At 68.7% G+C, this 18,818-nt stretch carries 17 protein-coding genes; 6 read left to right on the forward strand and 11 right to left on the reverse strand.

The window, feature by feature from the left end:
* Window positions 1-38: 38 nt before the first annotated feature.
* The 3 genes from JHC79_RS16885 to JHC79_RS16895 all read right to left on the reverse strand — a co-directional run bounded on the left by JHC79_RS16885 (window position 39) and on the right by JHC79_RS16895 (window position 3,401).
* Window positions 39-1,628 (reverse strand): 4Fe-4S binding protein, encoded by a 1,590-nt coding sequence (locus tag JHC79_RS16885; RefSeq protein ID WP_296392905.1) that lies wholly within the window; start codon window positions 1,626-1,628, stop codon window positions 39-41.
* A 64-nt stretch (window positions 1,629-1,692) separates the two neighbouring features.
* Window positions 1,693-2,604 carry a diiron oxygenase gene (locus JHC79_RS16890; protein WP_296392906.1) on the reverse strand — a complete coding sequence of 304 codons (912 nt, stop codon included), beginning with the start codon at window positions 2,602-2,604 and terminating at the stop codon, window positions 1,693-1,695.
* 170 nt (window positions 2,605-2,774) lie between these two features.
* Window positions 2,775-3,401 carry a Type 1 glutamine amidotransferase-like domain-containing protein gene (locus JHC79_RS16895; protein ID WP_296392907.1) on the reverse strand — a complete coding sequence of 209 codons (627 nt, stop codon included), beginning with the start codon at window positions 3,399-3,401 and terminating at the stop codon, window positions 2,775-2,777.
* Window positions 3,402-3,503: 102 nt separating this feature from the next.
* Between JHC79_RS16895 and JHC79_RS16900 the strand changes: the two genes are divergently transcribed.
* The 3 genes from JHC79_RS16900 (at window position 3,504) to JHC79_RS16910 (ending at window position 5,658) form a co-directional block, all read left to right on the forward strand.
* Window positions 3,504-4,367: an SDR family oxidoreductase gene (locus JHC79_RS16900; protein ID WP_296392908.1), complete on the forward strand. Its 864-nt coding sequence runs from the start codon at window positions 3,504-3,506 to the stop codon at window positions 4,365-4,367.
* Between the two features lie 139 nt (window positions 4,368-4,506).
* The gene (locus JHC79_RS16905; RefSeq protein WP_296392934.1) at window positions 4,507-5,181 is read left to right on the forward strand and encodes a glycoside hydrolase family 25 protein; all 675 of its coding nucleotides are present in this window, start codon (window positions 4,507-4,509) and stop codon (window positions 5,179-5,181) included.
* Window positions 5,182-5,199: 18 nt separating this feature from the next.
* On the forward strand, window positions 5,200-5,658 hold the full coding sequence (locus tag JHC79_RS16910; protein WP_296392909.1) for a MaoC family dehydratase: 459 nt from the start codon (window positions 5,200-5,202) through the stop codon (window positions 5,656-5,658).
* Here JHC79_RS16910 and JHC79_RS16915 read toward each other — a convergent pair.
* The 5 genes from JHC79_RS16915 to JHC79_RS16935 all read right to left on the reverse strand — a co-directional run bounded on the left by JHC79_RS16915 (window position 5,639) and on the right by JHC79_RS16935 (window position 12,738).
* Complete coding sequence (locus tag JHC79_RS16915; protein WP_296392910.1) at window positions 5,639-7,030, reverse strand: FAD-binding oxidoreductase; 1,392 nt, start codon at window positions 7,028-7,030, stop codon at window positions 5,639-5,641. The two genes, JHC79_RS16910 and JHC79_RS16915, sit on opposite strands and share 20 nt — an antisense overlap.
* Before the next feature lie 112 nt (window positions 7,031-7,142).
* A complete protein-coding gene (locus JHC79_RS16920; protein WP_296392911.1) occupies window positions 7,143-10,586 on the reverse strand; it encodes a BTAD domain-containing putative transcriptional regulator in 3,444 nt (1,147 codons plus the stop codon).
* Window positions 10,587-10,691: 105 nt separating this feature from the next.
* Window positions 10,692-11,288 (reverse strand): TetR/AcrR family transcriptional regulator, encoded by a 597-nt coding sequence (locus tag JHC79_RS16925; RefSeq protein WP_296392912.1) that lies wholly within the window; start codon window positions 11,286-11,288, stop codon window positions 10,692-10,694.
* Between the two features lie 218 nt (window positions 11,289-11,506).
* Window positions 11,507-11,836, reverse strand: a complete 330-nt coding sequence (locus JHC79_RS16930; protein WP_296392913.1) for a transglycosylase family protein — start codon at window positions 11,834-11,836, stop codon at window positions 11,507-11,509.
* Between the two features lie 329 nt (window positions 11,837-12,165).
* Window positions 12,166-12,738 (reverse strand): TetR/AcrR family transcriptional regulator, encoded by a 573-nt coding sequence (locus tag JHC79_RS16935; RefSeq protein WP_296392914.1) that lies wholly within the window; start codon window positions 12,736-12,738, stop codon window positions 12,166-12,168.
* A gap of 128 nt (window positions 12,739-12,866) precedes the next feature.
* On the opposite strand from JHC79_RS16935, the gene JHC79_RS16940 reads away from it, so the two are divergent.
* Window positions 12,867-14,363 carry an MFS transporter gene (locus JHC79_RS16940; protein WP_296392915.1) on the forward strand — a complete coding sequence of 499 codons (1,497 nt, stop codon included), beginning with the start codon at window positions 12,867-12,869 and terminating at the stop codon, window positions 14,361-14,363.
* 103 nt (window positions 14,364-14,466) lie between these two features.
* Here JHC79_RS16940 and JHC79_RS16945 read toward each other — a convergent pair whose 3' ends face one another.
* Window positions 14,467-15,684, reverse strand: coding sequence for an acyl-CoA dehydrogenase family protein (locus tag JHC79_RS16945; protein WP_296392916.1), 1,218 nt, complete (start codon window positions 15,682-15,684; stop codon window positions 14,467-14,469).
* A 44-nt stretch (window positions 15,685-15,728) separates the two neighbouring features.
* Entirely contained in the window at window positions 15,729-17,096 is a 1,368-nt protein-coding gene (locus JHC79_RS16950; protein WP_296392919.1) for an acyl-CoA dehydrogenase family protein, read from the reverse strand.
* A gap of 193 nt (window positions 17,097-17,289) precedes the next feature.
* On the opposite strand from JHC79_RS16950, the gene JHC79_RS16955 reads away from it, so the two are divergent.
* The gene (locus tag JHC79_RS16955) at window positions 17,290-17,703 is read left to right on the forward strand and encodes an NINE protein (RefSeq protein WP_296392922.1); all 414 of its coding nucleotides are present in this window, start codon (window positions 17,290-17,292) and stop codon (window positions 17,701-17,703) included.
* Entirely contained in the window at window positions 17,700-18,137 is a 438-nt protein-coding gene (locus JHC79_RS16960) for a DUF2752 domain-containing protein (protein ID WP_296392924.1), read from the forward strand. Before JHC79_RS16955 ends, JHC79_RS16960 begins: the two co-directional genes overlap by 4 nt.
* Here JHC79_RS16960 and JHC79_RS16965 read toward each other — a convergent pair.
* Window positions 18,130-18,792, reverse strand: a complete 663-nt coding sequence (locus JHC79_RS16965) for an MBL fold metallo-hydrolase (protein WP_296392925.1) — start codon at window positions 18,790-18,792, stop codon at window positions 18,130-18,132. The two genes, JHC79_RS16960 and JHC79_RS16965, sit on opposite strands and share 8 nt — an antisense overlap.
* Between the last annotated feature and the right edge of the window lie 26 nt (window positions 18,793-18,818).

Consider the following 18,818-nt stretch of genomic DNA (forward strand, 5'->3'; position numbering starts at 1 on the left):
GGGAGACGACGGCCCAACCGCGAGGTGCGGTCGGTCCGTCAGCGGTCGCGTCGGCGAGGGAAGATCGGCAGTGATCGACGCGCCTTGGCGCCGGCCAACATCTCCGCGCGCTCGGTGAGCTTGACCCGAGGCCGTCCGGAACTCTCGCCACGTTCACGCTCGATGCGGTCGATGGCGCGAATCCCACGGTGGCGCACCGGCGTCAGGTTCTTCCGTCGCAGGAACGTGGCGAACCCACCCTCGGGGCGGGCGCTGACGTCGAGCGCGCCGGACGCGGCGTCGTCGATGAAGGCCTGGACCGTCTCCTCGGCGCAGGCGCGGTTGGCGCCGATTCCGCCGGAGGGGCCGCGGCGAGCCCATCCGACGACGTAGGCGCCGGGCACCGATGCTGCCCCGTCGACGATCCGGCCGTCGACGTTGGGGATGCGGCCCGCGTCGGGGTCGAACGGCAGACCGGCGACGGGTCGGGTGCGGTAGCCGATGGAGGCGATGACGTTGTCGGCCGGGATGAGGTGCTCGGTCTCGCCCGTGCGCACCCGGACGCCGGTGACGTGGTCGTCGCCGACGACCTCGAGCGGAGAGGTGTTGTACAGGAACACGATCCGCTTCCGGCTCGGGTCCACGGGTGCGGAGAGGTCGATCGACGACGGATCGGAGCCGTCGAGGGCGATGATCTCGATGCCCGGGGTGTTGGCGAGTGCGGCGTACTCGGCCGGCGTGTAGGCGGCCGAATCAGGCCCGCGCCGCCCCAGCAGGACGACCTCGCCGACGCGGTTGTCGCGCAGGAACGGCAGCGATCGGTCCGCGATGTCGGTGCGGCCGAGATCCTCGATGTCGGTGTGCAGCAGACGGACGATGTCGAGCGCCACGTTGCCGGTACCCACCAGCACCGTGCGCCCGACGCGCGCAGGGGCCATCGGGTTCGTGACGTCGGGCAGGCCGTTGTACCAGGCGACGACATCGGTGGCCGAGGTGCTGCCCGGGAGGTTCTCGCCGGGGATGCCGAGTCGCTTGGGCTCCGACGCGCCGATCGCGTAGATGACGCCGTGGAAGTGCTGCGCGAGCTCGGCGGGTGAGAAGTCCTCGCCCACCTCGAGATTGCCGAGCAGCGTGACCCGCGGGTCCCGCAGGTGCAGGTCGAAACCGTGGGTGATGTTCTTGGTCGCCGGGTGATCCGGCGCGACACCGGACCGCACGAGCCCACCCGGGGTGGGGAGCTTGTCGATGACGGTGATCTGGGCGTCGGTCCGCATCAGCAGTGTGCGGATCGCGTACCCGGCCGACGGGCCGGTACCGACGACGGCGACCTGCAGATCATCGGGCAGGCGGTGCAGGGTGATGTATTCGGTCGGGGTGAACGCGTTCGAGGTGTCACGGTCGCGGTAGTAGGCGGCGTTGACCTCGGCGAAATGCGCATCGCGCGGTCCGAGCCGGTCGACGGGGAAGATCGCGTCGACCGGGCAGGCGTCCGAGCAGGCGCCGCAGTCGATGCAGGTGTCGGGATCGATGTGCAGGATGTCCGCCGAGCCGAACCCGGGTTCGCCGGGCGCGGGGTGGATGCAGTTCACCGGGCACACCGAGACGCACCCGGCGTCGCTGCAACACGATTGTGTGATGGCGAACGCCATTGTGGTTACCCCACTTCTTCTCGAGATGGTCGATCCGGACGCCCGCCCACGGCGCGCGCAGGTGTCAGAGGATGCGTGCCCTGCGGTACCAGAACGACGCGGGCCGGGTCAGCAGACCGACGCTGTCGAGGAACTCCATCAGATGCACGCAGCTCGTCCGCATCATCGAGTGGAAGTGACTGTTGCGCTTACGCGTCGCGACCGCACGGTCCCGGTCGAGCCCGGCGTCGGAGTACGCCTTCGGATCGTGGAGGCTGGTCACGATGGCGAACGAGGCGATCGCGATGATCAGTGCGCTGAACTGGCGACGGAACCAGCCCACACCCTGCATCGACTCACGGACCTCTTCGCGCGCGAACTTCATGTGCCGCGATTCCTCGAGCACGTGGATCTCGTTGACCGTCCGCACGAACGGCAGGACGCGGTCGTCGTTCATGCAGCCGCGCTGGAAGACGTCGAGGACCTCCTCGGCCACGAGGATCGCGGCGTAGGCGACCTCGTTACGGGCGAGCGCCATGAACGCCTTGCCCAGCCAGCCGACGAAACGCGACGGGCGGTAGGACGCGCCGACCATCTTCTCCGAGGCCTTGGCGAACATCAGCGAGTGGCGGCATTCGTCGGCGATCTCGATCAACGACCACTGGAACTCGGGGGAGTGGTACTCGCCGAGGTACTGATCGCGGATGACCATCTCCTGCAGGATCATCTCGAACCAGATCCCGTTGGTCATGACCGATGCGAACTCGTACCGGGTGAGCGCGATCTGCTGCTCCTCGGTCAGTTCGTCCCACATCTCGGTGCCGTAGAGCGAGCACCACTCGGGGCTGCAGCCGTACTTGGAGGGGTCCATCGGCTCGGTCCAGTCGATCTCGGTCATCGCGTTGCGCGACAGACGCGCCGCCGACGCGATCAGTCGATCCGACACCTCGTCGGGGCCCTGATCGAGGCGGGTCGCCTGCACACTGTCTGCGGTCACCGTCATCGCACACCTCCGTAATCTGACAACACTCGTTGTAGTCAACGTTCATTGTCACGGTACGGGTTCGGTGCACGCTTGTAAACCGCCAGTCGACAACTCGCTGAGGTGCTCGTCGGCGCTCTGACCTGCGGTACGCGCGTGTATCGCCGAAAACGGCCGTCCGGCGCCTACCGACGTCGCGGGATCGGGAGCAACGCCCCCGCGGTGGTCGCGAGGGCGTCGCCGTCGCGCAGGGCGTGGTGCGCCACGCCGTCGGAGGTGAGTCGTTCGTGCAGTGCGGTGCACAGTCGGCCCTCGTCGAACGCTGTCGTTCCCACGTGGGGGATGAGCGGGCGATCGAGGATGCCCAACCCGGTCATCAGCGGGTCCGGTCCGGCCGCCCGGGGGTCGTCGATCTCGGCGATGAGACCCAGGTCGGTGCACAGGACCGCGGCGCCCGCGCTGTATCCCGCGTAAGCCAACGACGAGTCGAGGATGCGACCGGTGATGATGTCGTCGGCTCCTGACCTGGCCATCGCCGCGCGGAGGACGAAGGTGTTGCCCCCGCGCACCCACAGGGCGTCGATCGTGCGCAGTCGCTCGACGTCGGTGTCGGAGCGCAGGTCGAGCCGTTCGGGACGTAAACCCAGGTGCTCGAGCTCGTCGCGTTCGACCTCCCAGGCCATGTCGGTCTCGGTGTCGGGGCGGTCGTCGACCGCGTTGAGCACGACGCCCACGGTGGCGTCAGCGCCGAGGACCTCGACGAGCCGGGCGGGGTGGTCGCCCACGCCCATGGACGAGAGATAGAGCCGCATGCCCGCGAGCCTAGGCGGCGGACGTCTTTGCCCCGTGCGGTAGAACACAGGGCAGTGCCGCGAGTGGTCGATCTCGCGACGGAGACGACAGGGAGTGCGCGGATGAGTGGAGTCGAGGATCGGGTGGTCGTGGTGACCGGCGCCGGCGGCGGGCTGGGTCGGGAGTACGCGACGTTGCTCGCCGCCGAGGGCGCGCTGGTGGTCGTCAACGACCTCGGCGGCGCGCGCGACGGTTCCGGGTCGGGATCGACCATGGCCGATGCGGTGGTCGAGGAGATCATCGCCGCCGGCGGTCGGGCCGTGCCCAACTACGACTCCGTCGCCACCGCCGAGGGCGCGCAATCGCTCATCCGGACCGCGGTGGACACCTACGGCGCGATCCACGGTGTGGTCAACAACGCCGGGATCCTGCGGGACAGTTCGTTCCACAAGATGACCGACGAGGCGTTCGACGCCGTCCTCAAGGTGCACCTCTACGGCGGTTACAACGTGACGCGCGCGGCATGGCCGCATTTTCGTGAGCAGCATTTCGGTCGCGTGGTGGTGGCGACCTCGACCAGCGGGCTCTACGGCAACTTCGGTCAGGCCAACTACGGCGCCGCCAAGATGGGCCTCGTCGGGCTGATCAACACCCTCGCGGTGGAGGGCGCGAAGTACTCGATCACCGCCAACGCCGTGGCCCCGCTGGCCGCGACGCGGATGACCGAGGACATCGCTCCGGCGGAGATGCTGGAGAAGCTGTCCCCGGCGTTCGTCGCACCGGTCGTCGTGCAGCTGATGAGCGAGGAGTCCACCGACACCGGATCGATCTTCGAGGTGGGCGGCGGACAGGTGCAGCGCGCCCAGCTCTTCCGCAGCACCGGAGCGCACTTCGACGCCCCGCCGTCGGTCGACGAACTGCGCGCGCAGTGGGACCGCATCACCGACATGGGCGACTCGGCGCCGGGCGGTAATCCACTGGGCTGACATCCCTCAGGGACACTCGCGTCACATGAACCTCCTGTGAATATCGCGCCACAGCTGTACCTGGACCCACTCGAGCACCTACCGTCGCATCATGACTTCGACCTCCTGTCAACGATGGCGACGCGTCACGGCCACCGCGATGACCGCATTGGCGCTGGTCGCGGGCTCGGGAGCCGTCGCAAACGCGGAAACCGGCCCGGACGTGTCGTCGCATCAACACGACGGTGGTCAGCTGATCAACTGGTTCGCCGTGAAGGCATCCGGTCAGAACTTCGCGATGGTCAAGGCCACCGAAGGCCTGTCGTACGTGAACCCGTACTTCGTCCCCGACTCGATCGGGATGCGACTGGCGGGGGTGGCCCGCGGCTCATACCACTACGCCGACCCCAGCCTGCCCGCCGCGCCGCAGGCGGCGCTGTTCGCGACGATCACCCTCGGGATCAACGGCTACGGCGACCTGCCGCCCGTTCTCGACCTCGAGCAGTCGGGTGGTCTGTCGCCCGCGGCCCTGATCGGTTGGACGCACCAGTACCTCGACACCGTCCGCGCACTGACCGGGCGGACGCCGATCATCTACACCTACCCGAACTTCTGGCGGACCAGGATGGCCGACACCACCCAGTTCACCCGTTATCCGCTGTGGATCGCCGACTACAACGGCAAGGCGCAGCCGGGACCGCTCCCGGGTGGATGGAGCCGGTGGACGTTCTGGCAGTACACCGACAACGCGCGCATCCCCGGGATCACCGGGCCCGTCGACAAGAACAGCTACAGCGGCGCGCAGGGTCCACTTCGCGCCTACTCGCGGAGCTAGACCGGTAGCTTCGAGGTCATGCGAACGTTCACATCTGCAGACGACATCCTGGCCGCCGTGGGCGAGACCCTCGGCACGAGCGAGTGGCTCACCGTCACCCAGGAGCGGGTGAACCAGTTCGCCGAGGCGACCGGTGATCACCAGTGGATCCACGTCGACGTCGAGCGGGCGAACGCCGAGAGTCCGTTCGGCGGACCCATCGCCCACGGCTACCTCACGCTGTCGCTCGTGCCGATGCTCGCGTGGCAGATCTACTCGATCGAGAACGCGAAGCTGGGGATCAACTACGGGTCGAACAAGGTTCGCTTCCCGTCGCCGGTCCCGGTCGGCTCCGACGTGCAGTTGACGGCGACGCTGTCGGAGGCGACGACCAAGCCGGACGGGTCGGTCGAGATGATCGTCACCCAGTCGCTGACCGTGCGCGACGCACCCAAGCCGGCGCTCGTGGCCGAGACCATCACACGCGTGGCGTTCTGACCACCTGACCGATCCGCAAGACCCCGTCGGGGTCGTGGTCATCGGCCAGCGCGGCCAGCCACGCGGTGGTGTCCTCGTCATAGCAGCGCGCGATCCGGGCGGCGTCGGTGGCGGGGGAGAAGTTGGGCAGCTCACCGCCGGTCGACCACTCCGTCATCGCACCCACCACGCCGGCCGAGTGCGCGGGTACCGCGTCGGCGATCGGCGGGGCGAGCACGCCGATCACCATGAGCGAGAAGGCCGCATCCCGATGACAGAACGCGCTGCGCACCGGCGCGGGCCGCGACATCGCCCCGCCCAGGAGGCGTAGTTCGACGATCACCTGCGGGGAACCGGCCTCGGGGCCGGCCACCGACAGCAGGGTCTCGACGCCCTCGGGCGTGAGGTCGCGCAGCAGCGTGTGCCGCTCGTGGGTGGGCATCGGGTCGACCGGATCGGCATGCACCGCCCCGATCGCGGCGTACGGCATCATCCCGACCATGTCGATGATCGGTGCGGCGACCGCGCGCATCGGCGCCAGCAGGGCGTCCGCGGACTGCGGGTCGGACAGCGAGGCGTACCGGACGGCGACGGTGAACTTACCGGCCAGCGGCGGCGGCACGTCGGGCAGCGGCGGCAGCTGCAGGAACGCGATCGAGGTGTTGGCGTCCTCCGGGAGATCGACACTCCACTCCCGCCAGGCGCGCAGCACGGCCGCGGCGTCGGCGCCGTCGAAATAGAGTGCGCCGCCGTAGAACTCCGCGATCGGCAACAGGTCGATCTCGACCGCGGTCACGATGCCGAGGGTGGCCTTGCCGCCGCGCAGACCCCAGAAGAGTTCGGCGTGCTGATCGGGGGTGACGTGCAGCTGCGCGCCGGTGCCGGTCACGATGTCGAAGGCGCGCACGTGGTCCGAGGACAGTCCCACCGAGCGGATCAACGGCCCGATGCCGCAGCCGGTGAGGAAGCCGACGACGCCGACGCCCGGCGCCGAGCCCACGAGCGGGGCCAGTCCGTGCGGTGTGGCCAGGTCGATCACCTGCTGCCAGCGCACGCCGGCTCCGACACGCGCCGTGCGTGTCTCGGGATCGACCGTGCACTCCGACAGCGCCGAGGTGTGCACCAGGATCGACGACTCGTCGACCGGCAGGGCGCCGTGGCCGGTCGCGGCGACGGCGACGGTCAGCCCGAACTCGGCGGCGACACGCATGGTGGCGCTGATGTCGTCGGCGTCGGCGGCGAGCACCACCGCGCACGGCGCGACCGGCACCGACACGTTCCACGGAACGGCTCGTTCGTAGCCGGGTTCGCCGGTCGTGGCGACGACGCCGGTGACGGTGTCGCGCAGCGCCGAGATCGGATCGGTTGTCCGGAGGGAGGGCAGGGTGGTCATGGTGTTCCTTCACGTCGTGTGTTCGGTGTCAGAACACTGTGCGCAACCCGTCTTGCAAACCTCTTGGAGAAGTCGAGGGGCGGTCTCCAAGCTCACCGACCGGGGGCTGGGATCACCCGGCGAGGATGGCCGACGCCGCATCGGCGACTCCGCGCATGCCCAACCGACCCGCGCGCTCGGCGATGTCGGTGACCTCGGCGGTGCGCTGCGGCGACGGCTCGGCGAGGTCGGCCAGCAGCAACCGGGCGCGCAGCATCGTCGGGATCCCGCCGGTGCGTTCACCGAGCGCGAGCGCCTCGGTCGCGTGGGTGCGGGCGGCGTCGGTGTGCCCGACGCAGCGGTGCAGTCGGCCCAGGGCCAGCGACACCGGGCCTGCCGATCCGACCTGTCCGATGACCGCGATTCGATCGGCGAACGGTTCGAGATCGGCGACGAACCTCTCGACGTGGTCGACGAGCTCGAGATCGGCGACGAGATGGGCGAGGAGCACGGCGTTGCCGAGGGTGGTCCAGACATGGACACCGCGCTGGTCCCACCAGCGGTCGAGCATGGTCTCGGCCAGCGAACGATCGCCCCGCGCCCCGGCGATCGCCGCGGTGCCCGCGACGACCACGCCGACCATGCCGTTGTCGCCCCGCTCCTCGATCACCGTCTGCATCCACCGCATCGGGTCGTCGGTGAGGGCGAGGTCCGAGAGTGTGCCCTGCTCCCAGCCCAGGCCCATGACCGCGATCATCCCGCTGCCCGCGACGTAGAGCTCGGTCTGCTCGTGGACGTCCCGGGCGATGGCGTGTTGCCGATGCGCCTCGGGGAGGTCGCCGCGCCACAGGGCGAGAGTCGACTCCATCCACCTCAGTTGGGCACGCAACACGGGCAGTTGCAGTTCCTCGCTGCCCTCGATACCGCGTCGCAGGTGGTGCTCGGTCGCGGCCACGTCGCCGAGGCTCATCGTCGCCATGGTGGCCACCGAGTGGCCGATGACGGTGTCCATGCGCGACTGCGAGTGGTCGAGCGCGAGCAGACGGTCCACCGCGGCGAGGGTCTCGTGGCTGTGGGTCGCCACCCCGGAGTAGGTGATCAGCCAGGCCAGCAGGGCGTCGGCGGTCAGGTCGGGGTCATCGGCGCGGGCGGCGAGTGCAGCGGCCCGGCGCAGGTATCCGGCCGGGACCTCGGCGTCGGGGTTGTAGCAGTGGCCCACCGCGAGGGCGGACAGGACCGTGATGTGCGCCTCGGGCTCGTGCGCGGTGAAGCGTTCGGCGCGTTCCAAGACCTCGATCAACGGACCCGGATCGGTGGACGGCGCCTGCCACGGCCAGCACCCGCTCGAGCGCAGCAGCGCGCCCGCCAACCGCCCGGTGGTGACCACCCGTCCCGCGGCGATCGCCTCGAGCAGCTGACCGCGCACGGTGTCGAGGACCGTCTGACCCCGCCCGGCCCTGCCCTCGGCCTGTAGCAGCGCCATGGTCAGACGGTCACGGGTCGAGAGGTCCTGCTCCTCGACGGGGAGCAGGTCGTAGCTGTCGAGTGCGCGACGCCACCACGTCGCGGCGGTCTCCGAGCTCCACCGCGCGGCGGCGTCGTCGGCGGCGGCCGCGCAGGCCTCGACGACGTCGGTCGGATCGACCAGCGGGCCGGCGGCCATGAGGTGATGTGCTCGCCGGCTCAGGGTGTCGCCGCTGCGATTGGTCGGGCCGAGGTTCTCGGCGACGATCGCGTGCAGGCGTCGCCGGGCGTACGCGGGCATTCTCGCCACGACCTCCTCACGCAGGAGCCCGTGGGCGAACACGTATCCGTCGGAGTTCGCCCCGGTGGTGATGATGCGGTGGTCGGCGGCGACGTCGAGGAGATCGGCGACGGTGTCGAGATCGAGGCCGCAGACCCGCGAGAGCAACCGGATGTCGAGGACGTCGTCGACCACCGCGGCGGCGCGGAGCACGTCGTGGACCGCGGGATCGAGGGCGGCCAGGCGTCGATCGAGCACGGAGCGGACCGCGACGGGGATCTCGCCCTCGGCGCGTTCGGCCCTCGACAGTCGGGCGTACTCCGACACGAACAGCGGATTCCCGCCGGTCCGCTCGGCGAGAGCGGCGCGCTCGGCGTCGGTGAGCGATTCCTCGGCGATCTGATCGGCCAGGGCGGCGACCTCGGTGGGCGTCATGGCGGGGACGGTGAGCTGACGATTGGCCACCCCGCGGGCAGCGCCGGCCAGCAGTCGGGTGAGTGCAGGGTCGGGGCCCGGATCGCGGACGGTCAGCACGATCGCCACCGACCGATCGGTCAGGGCGGTCGTCAGGTACGCCAGGCACCCCAACGACGCGGAATCGGCCCACCCGACGTCATCGACCACCAGAGCCAGCGGCCCCGGCCGGGCGGACTCGATCAGTGCCTGCACGCGTTCGTAGACCGCGAAACGTGCGGTGTCCGGGTCGGCACCGTCGGGGACGGCGAGCACGGTGTCGGCGTCGGCGCCCAGGCCACGGACGAGCTGGCGCACCGACCACCAGATCGGCGTCGTCTCCTCCGGGTTGCGGGCCCAGACGGACGCACCGCCCAGCTCGATCACGCGGTTGCTCGCGAACTGCGCCAGGCGGGTCTTGCCGATCCCGGCGGGACCGACGAGCGTAAGCCAGCGGGTTGCGCCGGCGACGACGTCGGCGACGACCCGCTCGACGGCCTCGATCTCACGACGCCGACCGACCAGCATCGACGCGGGTGGGGGATCGGGGGTTCGGAAAGATGTCACCGGTGTCGCCGGCGCCTCGGTCGGTCGTGCACCGGTCCATCCGGGCCGCCGCGGCCACGCGGTCAGCTCCGGATCGTGGCGCAGGATCGAGCGCTGCAGGTCGCGCAGCTCCGGCCCCGGCTCGAGGCCCAGCTCCTCGTCGAGATGCGCGGCATGGCGGCGGTACACCTCGAGCGCCTCGGGAGGACGACCGGCGCGATAGAGGGTCAGCATGTGCAGCCAGCAGGTGCGATCGCGTAGCGGGTGGGCGCGCCGTAGGGCCGCCACCTCGACCAGGGCCGGGGCGATCCGCGCTGAGGCCAGCAGGGCTGAGATGTGGTGTTCCCGGCACTCGACCACGATCTCGTCGAGGCCGGTCGCAGCCACCGACACCCACTCGCGATCGGCGAGGTCGGCGAGCAGCGGGCCGCGCCACAATGCCAGCGCGTGCTCCGAGGTGGTCAGGACCGTCGCCCAGTCCTCGGTGTCGGCGGCGGTCCGGGCCGCGGCGGCCAGAATTCGGAACTCGGCCAGGTCGGTCTGCTCGGCGGGGACGTCGATGAGGTAGCCCGGGGGTTGCCGGACGATCGGAGAGGTCCCGGTGACGTCGTCGCGCAGCAGGCGACGCAGGTTGGAGATGTATGCGTGCAGGCTGGCGGTGGTGTTGGCGGGCAGCTGCTCACCCCAGACGGATTCGCAGATGCGCTCGGTGGACACCACGTGGCCGCGATCGAGCAGAAGCAGTGCCAGCACCGCGCGTTGTTTGGGGGATCCGAGATCGACCGCCGCTCCCGCGCGTGTGACACCGAGAGGACCGAGAAGCGAGAATCGCATCGACACCCCGTCGCGACGTCTGCGGAACTTGTCAGAACAGTTCTAGCGGACGACGAACTACCGCGCAGCCCTCTCGGGCAGAAGCGGTCGGAGGTGGTCGGGGGGTTACAGGCTGGCGGTGGCCAGGGCCCACAGGACCGACGACGCGTCCGACTGCAGTTCGCACGGGGTCCCGTCGGCGGCACTCTGCAGGGCGAGGCCGTCGGCGTAGACGAGCACATGGTTGACGCGGGAGCGGGCCTCGTCCTCGTCGACGCCGGCTATCCCGAACGCCCGCAGGAGCAGTCCGCGGTACGCGGCGAGACAGCGAGCACTGATCTCCGCGACGGCGGGGTTGCGGGCCGCCTCGGTGTACATCTCCAGCTGCGCCAGCATGCGGTTGGGTTCGCAGTATGAGGCGCTGAAATCCTCGAAGACCGATCGCATCAGCGCGCGGGGCGAGGCGGTCTCCAGCTCGGCCTTGACCAACGCGGCGTCACACCGGCTGACCACCGAGTCCGCGTAGCGCCCCAGCGCCGCGAGCATCAGGGCGTCGCGGTCGGCGAAGTGATAGGTGGTCGATCCCAGAGACAGACCGGCTGCATCGGCGACCTCCCGCAGAGTGATCGCGTGCAGCCCCCGCTCACCGATCAGCTTCAGGGTTGCGTCGAGCAATACGTCGCGCCCGGTTCCGCGCGTGACTGTCGCACGACGTGTGTTCATGAAAGACGATCCTCACCCTCACGCGGTCCGAGATGGACTGCGGTCCACGTTGACAATATCGAATGACACCATATGGATCCAACGTGTCAACCTCAATAGTGTTCAAACGCACGCAATCTGTCCAGTCTGGCATCCGCCACTCAGCGCGAAACCCGCAGCCCAGGGCTGCGGGTTCCACGTGAGTTCCGGATTCATGGGTCCGGTGACCTGCGACTACCTCAGAGGTTGGCGCCGCAGACCGGCCACGCGCCGGGTCCCTGCGTTGCCAGCACGTTCTCGGCGACGCGGATCTGCTCTTCGCGGCTGGCGTTGGCCGGGCTGCCCGATCCGCCGTTGGCGGCCCAGGTGCTCGGGGTGAACTGCAGGCCGCCGGAGAAGCCGTTGCCGGTGTCGATGGCCCAGTTGCCACCGCTCTCGCACGCAGCGACGGCGTCCCAGTTGTGCCCGCCCTCGGCCGACGCGGTTCCGGCGAGGAGCGTCAGCGGGGCGGCGGCGAGGACGCCGGTGATGGCGGTCCGGGCTGCGAGGGTCCGAAACTTCGTGTTCATGGTGTCTCCAATCCCGTCGACGACCGAGATCGTCATGACGGTTTCCTAGCTGTCCCGCCCGCAGAGAACGCGGGCGGTCGCCGAGAACAGGGCGAACCCGCTCTCGGACCGTCGGCGACGCTACGAGGTGGGCTGCCGGTAGGTCACATTCACGATCGTGAAGTCGGCGGGTCGATAACGCTTCGATAACGGTGCCCGAATTCGACAGAAGTGCAGCGCATCCCGGCGTGTCGCGGTCGGGGTGGACACCTGCTCAGCGCGGTGTCGGGGTGACGCGGAACACCAGGTTTTTGTGGTCCGGGACACGCCATGGACCGGGGTCGGAGAACTCAGCCGACGCGACGGAGCCCGTCGATGACGACGCGGACGATCGGCGCGCTGTCGGCCGCGGCCATGTTCGGGTGGCACGTCATCGACAGCCCGCCGATGAGACGGAAGACGTCGGCCGCGGTGACGTCCGACCGGAACACCCCCTGCGCCTGGCCGGCGGCGAGGATCGTCCCGATCATCTCCTGCGACGCCGCCCGCGAGTCGACGAACACCGGCGCCTCGGCGCCGAGCTCGGCCAGGATGACCTCTTTCATGCCGCGCTTGGACGCGGCGGTCCGCAGGTACTCGCCGAACACCGCGACCAGTGCTTCGTCGGGCGGCAGGGTCTCACCGAACTGCCGCCCGTTGCTCACGATCTCCTCGGACTGGCTGCGGTAGACAGCCTCGATGAGGGCCTCGCGGCTGGGGAAGTTGCGATAGAGGGTGCCGATGCCCACCCCGGCGTCGGCGGCGATCCGATCGAGCGGAGCGTCGACACCCGCTTCGGCGAACACCGCCCGCGCAGCCGTGACCAGCTTGTCGCGGTTGCGGACGGCGTCGGCGCGCGGTGCTCGCTCGGTGGCCTTGGTCACCAGTCCTCCTCGGTGAGAACGGCAGGATCGTCAAAACGGTTGCAAAGCGGAGGGTTCCTCCGTATCGTAACCGGAGGAAGCTTCCGTTTCGCGCTCGAGTGTACTCCAACCCCTGAGGGAGACCACACATGTCTTTCATCCATTCCGTCCGCGAGACGGCGGCGTCACCACGCCGTTGGTCGAACGGACTCCGAGACCATCTCGGCACCCTGGTGCTCATCAGCGTGCTCGGTTGCCAACTGATGGTCGTCGTCGACGCCACCATCGTCAACGTCGCCCTGCCGGACATCCAACGGGCACTTGGCTTCTCGTCGACATCGCTGTCGTGGGTGCTCAACGCCTACACCCTGACCTTCGGTGGCCTGCTGCTGCTCGGCGCCCGGATGGGCGACATCCTCGGACGTCGTAGGACGTTCCTCGCCGGGCTGGCGCTGTTCGTGGTGGCATCCGCGGCGGGCGGATTCGCCACCAACGGTGTCGAACTCCTGGCCGCACGGGCCCTGCAGGGCGTGGGGGCCGCGGTTGCCGCACCGGCGGCACTGGCGTTGCTGATGACCCGTTTTCCCGAAGGGCGCGAACGCAATCGGGCCCTGGGTCTGTTCACGGCGGTGTCCATCGGCGGCTTCTCGATCGGCCTGGTGCTCGGCGGGGCGCTCACGCAGTGGCTGGACTGGCGCTGGGTGCTGTTCGTCAACGTCCCCATCGGGTTCCTGGTCCTGATCGCGGGTGCGGTGTCGCTGCCCGCGACCGCCCGCAGTCGCAAACAGTTCGACCTGCAGGGTGCGCTCTACTCGACGGTCGGGATCGGTGCGCTGGTCTACGGACTGGTCAGCGCGGCCGAGCGTGGCTGGTCCTCACCGACGACGCTGGTGTCGTTGGGTGTCGGAGCGGTGCTGCTCGCGGCCTTCGTGTTCGCCGAGAGTCGTGCGGCACAACCGATCACGCCGTTGCGACTGTTCGCCAGCGTCCCCCGCGCGTCGGCCTACGCCGGACGTCTGGTGATGGTGGCCGGCTTCATGGGCATGATGTTCTTCCTGACGCAGTTCCTGCAGGATGTTCTCGGCTACGGACCGCTGCAGACCGGGTTGGCCTATCTGCCGATGACCGCCTCGACGTTCCTCGCGACCCAGTTCTCCGCGCGCTACGCCTCGGTCCACTTCACCCCGCGGACGCTGTTGCTCGTCGGGTTCGGTGCCGCTATGGCGGGGATGGCGTGGCTGACCCAGATCCACCAGGGGTCGAGCTACGCGGAGCTCGTGGGACCGATGGTGCTGATCGGACTGGGTGGCGGCATGTCGTTCCTGTCGCTGACCACCGCCGCGCTGCGGGGTGTCGCACCCGAGGACGCCGGTGCGGCGTCGGGGATGGTCAACACGATGCAGCAGCTCGGCGGCACGCTGGGGCTGGCGATCCTGGTGACGATCTTCGGGTCGGCCAGCAGGGCGGCCGGGGGCACCGAGCTGCACTCGTTCACCGTCGGCGTGCAGGAGACGTTCTGGGCCTCGACCATCCTGCTGGCGGTGGGGATGGTGCTGATGGCACTGACCCAGGGTGAGCGCAGGCAACCGCAGGCCGTGCCCGCGGACACCCCGGAGATGGTCGCGGTGGGCTCCGAGGGGATCTGAGAACTGCGGTTTCCCGGTGCCTCACGTCGACGTGCGGAAACCGTAAGAGGCCCGGGCACACCCCTCGGTGTACCCGGGCCTCCCGGCAACTCGTGTCCGTAGTTTACTTCAGCTCGGCGCTGCTCTTGTTCAGAACGCGACGTGCGATGACCAGGTTCTGGATCTGCTGGGTGCCCTCGAAGATGTCCAGGATCTTCGAGTCACGCGCCCACTTCTCGAGCAGCAAGTGCTCGGAATAGCCCAACGTGCCGGCCAGCTCCACCGCGCGGGTGGTGACGTCGACGACGGTGCGTCCGGCCTTGGCCTTCGACATCGACGCCTCCTTGGAGTTCGGCTGCTTGTTGTCGGCCATCCAGGCGGCACGCAGCATCAGCAGGTAGGCACCCTCGTAGTCGGACTCCAGACGGATGAACTCGGCGGCCGCGGCGTGCTGCGTGTGCGCGGGCTTGTCGTAGTCGATCTCGACTCCCGCCTCCTCGAGCAGGCGACGGATCTCCTCGAGTGCCGCACGGGTGACACCCACGGCCATGGCGGCCACCATCGGACGGGTGTTGTCGAACGTCTGCATGACGCCGCCGAACCCCTTCTTGGTGTCCACCTCGGGCGAACCGAGGAGGTTCTCTTTCGGGATGCGGCAGTTCTCGAAACGGATCTGCGCGGTGTCGGAGACCTTGATGCCCAGCTTGTGCTCGAGGCGCTCGATGGTCACACCGGGGTGCTCACGGGGGACCACGAAGCTCTTGATCGCGGCGCGGCCTGCGCTCTTGTCCACGGTCGCCCACACCACGATGTGGGTGGCGCGCGAACCGGCGGTCACGTAGATCTTCTCGCCGTTGATGATGTAGTCGTCGCCGTCGAGCACGGCGGTGGTCGAGACCGCCGCCGAGTCGGAGCCGAAGCCGGGCTCGGTGATGGCCATGGCCGCCCACACCTTGCCGAAGCTCTTGAGCTGTTCGTCGGTGGCGACCGCGGAGATCGCCGCATTGCCCAGTCCCTGGAAAGGCATGCTGAGCACGAGACCCACGTCGCCCCATGACGTCTCGAGGACGTTGAGGCACGCCTGCATGTTGCCGCCGTTGGCGACAGCGCCCTTGGGCAGTTCCTTTTCGGGCTGTGCGCGTCCGCCATCGGCGCCGGCGCCGGCCTGACCGGTCTCGGTGAGACCGTCGTAGAGGCTGGCGAGGGTGTCGAGTTCGATCGGGTAGTCGTGCTCACGCTGGTCGTATTTACGTGAGACGGGCCGGAAGATGTTCGCCGCCGCCTGGTGCGCCTGATCGACGGTCACCAGGAGCTTCTTGGGCAGTTCCAGATTGATTGCCATTGACTTCTCTTTTCGAGGTGAGAGCTGGGATGTGGATCAGGTGTCTAGAGAACGACGATGCCCTCGCCGATGGAGGCAGCGCGCAGGTCGCGGTACCACCGCTCGACGGGGTGCTCCTTGGTGAAGCCGTGTCCGCCGAGGAGCTGCACTCCGTCGGAACCGATCTGCATGCCCTTGTCGGAGACCAGTTTCCGGGCCAGTGCGGCCTCGCGGGCGAAGGAGAGGCCCTGCTCGGCGCGCGACGTACCGCGCTGGGTGACCAGGCGCAGGGCGTCGAGTTCGGTGGCCATCACGGCGACCGGGAACGCCACGCCCTGACGGTTGGAGACCGGCTCACCGAAGGCGACGCGGTCGTTGACGTAGGGGACCACGTAGTCGAGCACGGCCTGCGAGGTGCCCACGGCCAGCGACGACCAGCCGAGTCGGGACAGCCGGACGACGTCGCGGTAGGCGGCGAAGGCGGCGTCGCCCTCTTCCTCGCCGAGCAGGGCCGACTTGGGTACCGACACCCCGTTGAGGAGCAGGCGGCCCATCCCGGCGGCGCGGACGCCCATGCCGGGGTCGGCCTCGACGACCAGTCCGTCGGTGTCGGACTCGACGATGAACAAGGCGGGACGGCCGTCGAGCTGTGCGCCGACGATGAACAGTTCCGACGACCCGGCGGCCGGGACGAACGACTTCACCCCGTCGAGCTTGTAGCCGCTCGGGGAGCGGGTCGCGCGGGTCTTGATGTCGAATGCGTCGAACAGTGCGCGCGGCTCGGCGATGACGACGGCCGACTGCGGGACCTGCTCGCCGGCGTAGTCCGGGAGGTAGGTCTTCTGCTGTGCGTCGCTGCCGTACTGGGTCAGCGTGGTCGCGACACCGCTGGGTGCGAGCAGCGGGAGGGCCAACCCCATGTCGCCGAAGGCCATCGCCTCGGCCACGAGACCGTTGGTGACCACGCCGCGCTCGGTGGCTGCGCCGTCGAACTCCTCGGGGACGTTGATGGTGGTGATGCCGAGCTCGGCGAAGCGGGTCAGCAGCTCTTCGGGAGCCACGGCGGCCTCGTCGGCGTCGTGCGCGGCCGGCCGCAGGATCTCCTCGGAGAACTCGCGCGCGGTGTCCGCGATCATCTTCTGTTCATCGTCCGGCGCGATGTTGAAGTAGTCCTTCCCCGGGGTGCTCAGTCGTTTGGGTGAACCGCCACCCTGTACGGCCTTGAACGCGCGGGTTGCGGCGCCCAGGGTCTGGAATCCACTCTTGGTGCCCTGGAAGGCGACGCGATTGATCGGCTCGCGGAGACCGAAGCGCTCGGCGATGTCAGATCCGGCCAGAACAGACAGGACCCGCATCGCAGCGCCGATCGCGTTCGTCTTCTGGGGGTTCTTGCCGACCGCGGAGGTATCGCGAGGCTCGGTGTGTGTGGACATGTCGCACCTGCAGTTTCGTAGTCGATTTCACTGGTTACCACGGACAATACTGAACTTACTCAGCAGTAAGATAGACCTTACCGAACGGTCAGGAGGAAGTCACGAAGGTGATACACCTCACGGTTGTGACAACTCATGAGAAAAATGCGGACTTTTCGAATCAAAGCGACGAACGTCCCTTATTCTGTTGCGCATGACGCAACCCCCCAACATGGGAAAGCCTGTGCAACCTCCGCAGGGTCCCCACACCGACACGTTCTACGCATCCCTGCTCGGCCAGGAACAGGGACCTCTGTCCTACGGCGATCTGCAGAACCTCACCCGCACGGGTCAGATCAAGCCGGAGACCCAGGTCCGGACCGCGACGAGCAGTTGGTTCCCGGTCAGCCAGGTGCCGGGACTGTTCTCCGACAAGGACTGGCTGACAACCGTCCTGATCTCGTTCTTCGTCGGCAGTCTGGGCATCGATCGGTTCTGGTTGGGCTACACCGGCCTCGGCGTCCTTAAACTGATCACATGTGGCGGACTCGGGATCTGGTCGTTGATCGATTTCATCCTGATCATCCTGCGCAAGGTGCCCGACTCGAAGGGTCTGCCCCTCAAGTGAGTTCGGCCCGTCCGGCGAGTTCGGGCGGAACGGTGATCGCGGCAGCGGTGGTCGGTGCGACGGCACTGACCACCGCTGTCGTCGTACCGGAGTCGATGAGCACCAGCGGACCCGTCCTGTGTCCGTTCCGGCTCGTGACCGGACTGCCGTGCCCGGGGTGCGGTCTGACGCGCAGTTGGGTGGCGATCGGCCACGGCGATCTGCACGACGCGTTCGCCTACAACGCGTTCGGCCCGGTCAGCATGGCCGTCGTCGCGTCGCTGGTCGTGCTCGTCGCCGTCGTGGCGGTCACCGCGCCGCGCCGGTTGTCGCGCGTCGAGTCGATCCTGCGACATCCGGTCGTGTGGACGGTCGCCGGGCTGTGGGTGGCCTACGGCATCGCGCGGGGGATCGACGCCGTCACGAACACCGGATGGTTCCCGCCGGTCAGCTGATGTCGAGTGCGTCCTCGCGCGGCAGCACGAGGAAGTCGGTCCCGTCGGACTTCATGTTCTCGAGCAGACCGTTGAAGAAGCCCACCCCGGCGTCGGACAGGATCGCCTCGTGGATCGGGAAGGCGACCCGCGGGGCGACCGCACGCAGGTAGTCGACGCCCTCGCCGGCCTTCATCCACGGTGCGGCCGCGGGGGTCGCGAGCACGTCGACCTTCTCCTGCGGCACGAACAGTGAATCGCCGGGATGCATGAACTTCGCCGGCCGGCCGGCGTCGCCGAGCAGATAGGCGACGTTGTCGATACCGGGGATGTCGGGGTGGATGATCGCGTGTTCGCCGCCGGTCACCCGTGCGGTCACCGACCCGACGGTGAACTCGTCGCCGGCGTTGGCCGCGGTCCACGTCCCGGCCACGTTGTCGTCGTTGAGCTGCCGGGTGGTCTGCGGATCGGCGTAGAGCGCGGCGTTCGGGTTGGCGGCCACCAGGTCGGGGAGGGCGTCGACGTCCATGTGGTCGGCGTGCTGGTGCGTCACCAGGATCGCGTCGAGCCCGGTGATCCCGGCGAGCCCGTGGGACAACGTGCCGGGATCGAACAGGATTGTCGTGCCGTCGATTTCGACCAGTAGACAGGAATGTCCGAAGTGGGTGATGCGCATTCCTCCACACTATGCGTCGATGCGCA

It is taken from the genome of Williamsia sp. (assembly GCF_016462415.1).
Classification (GTDB): domain Bacteria; phylum Actinomycetota; class Actinomycetes; order Mycobacteriales; family Mycobacteriaceae; genus Williamsia_A.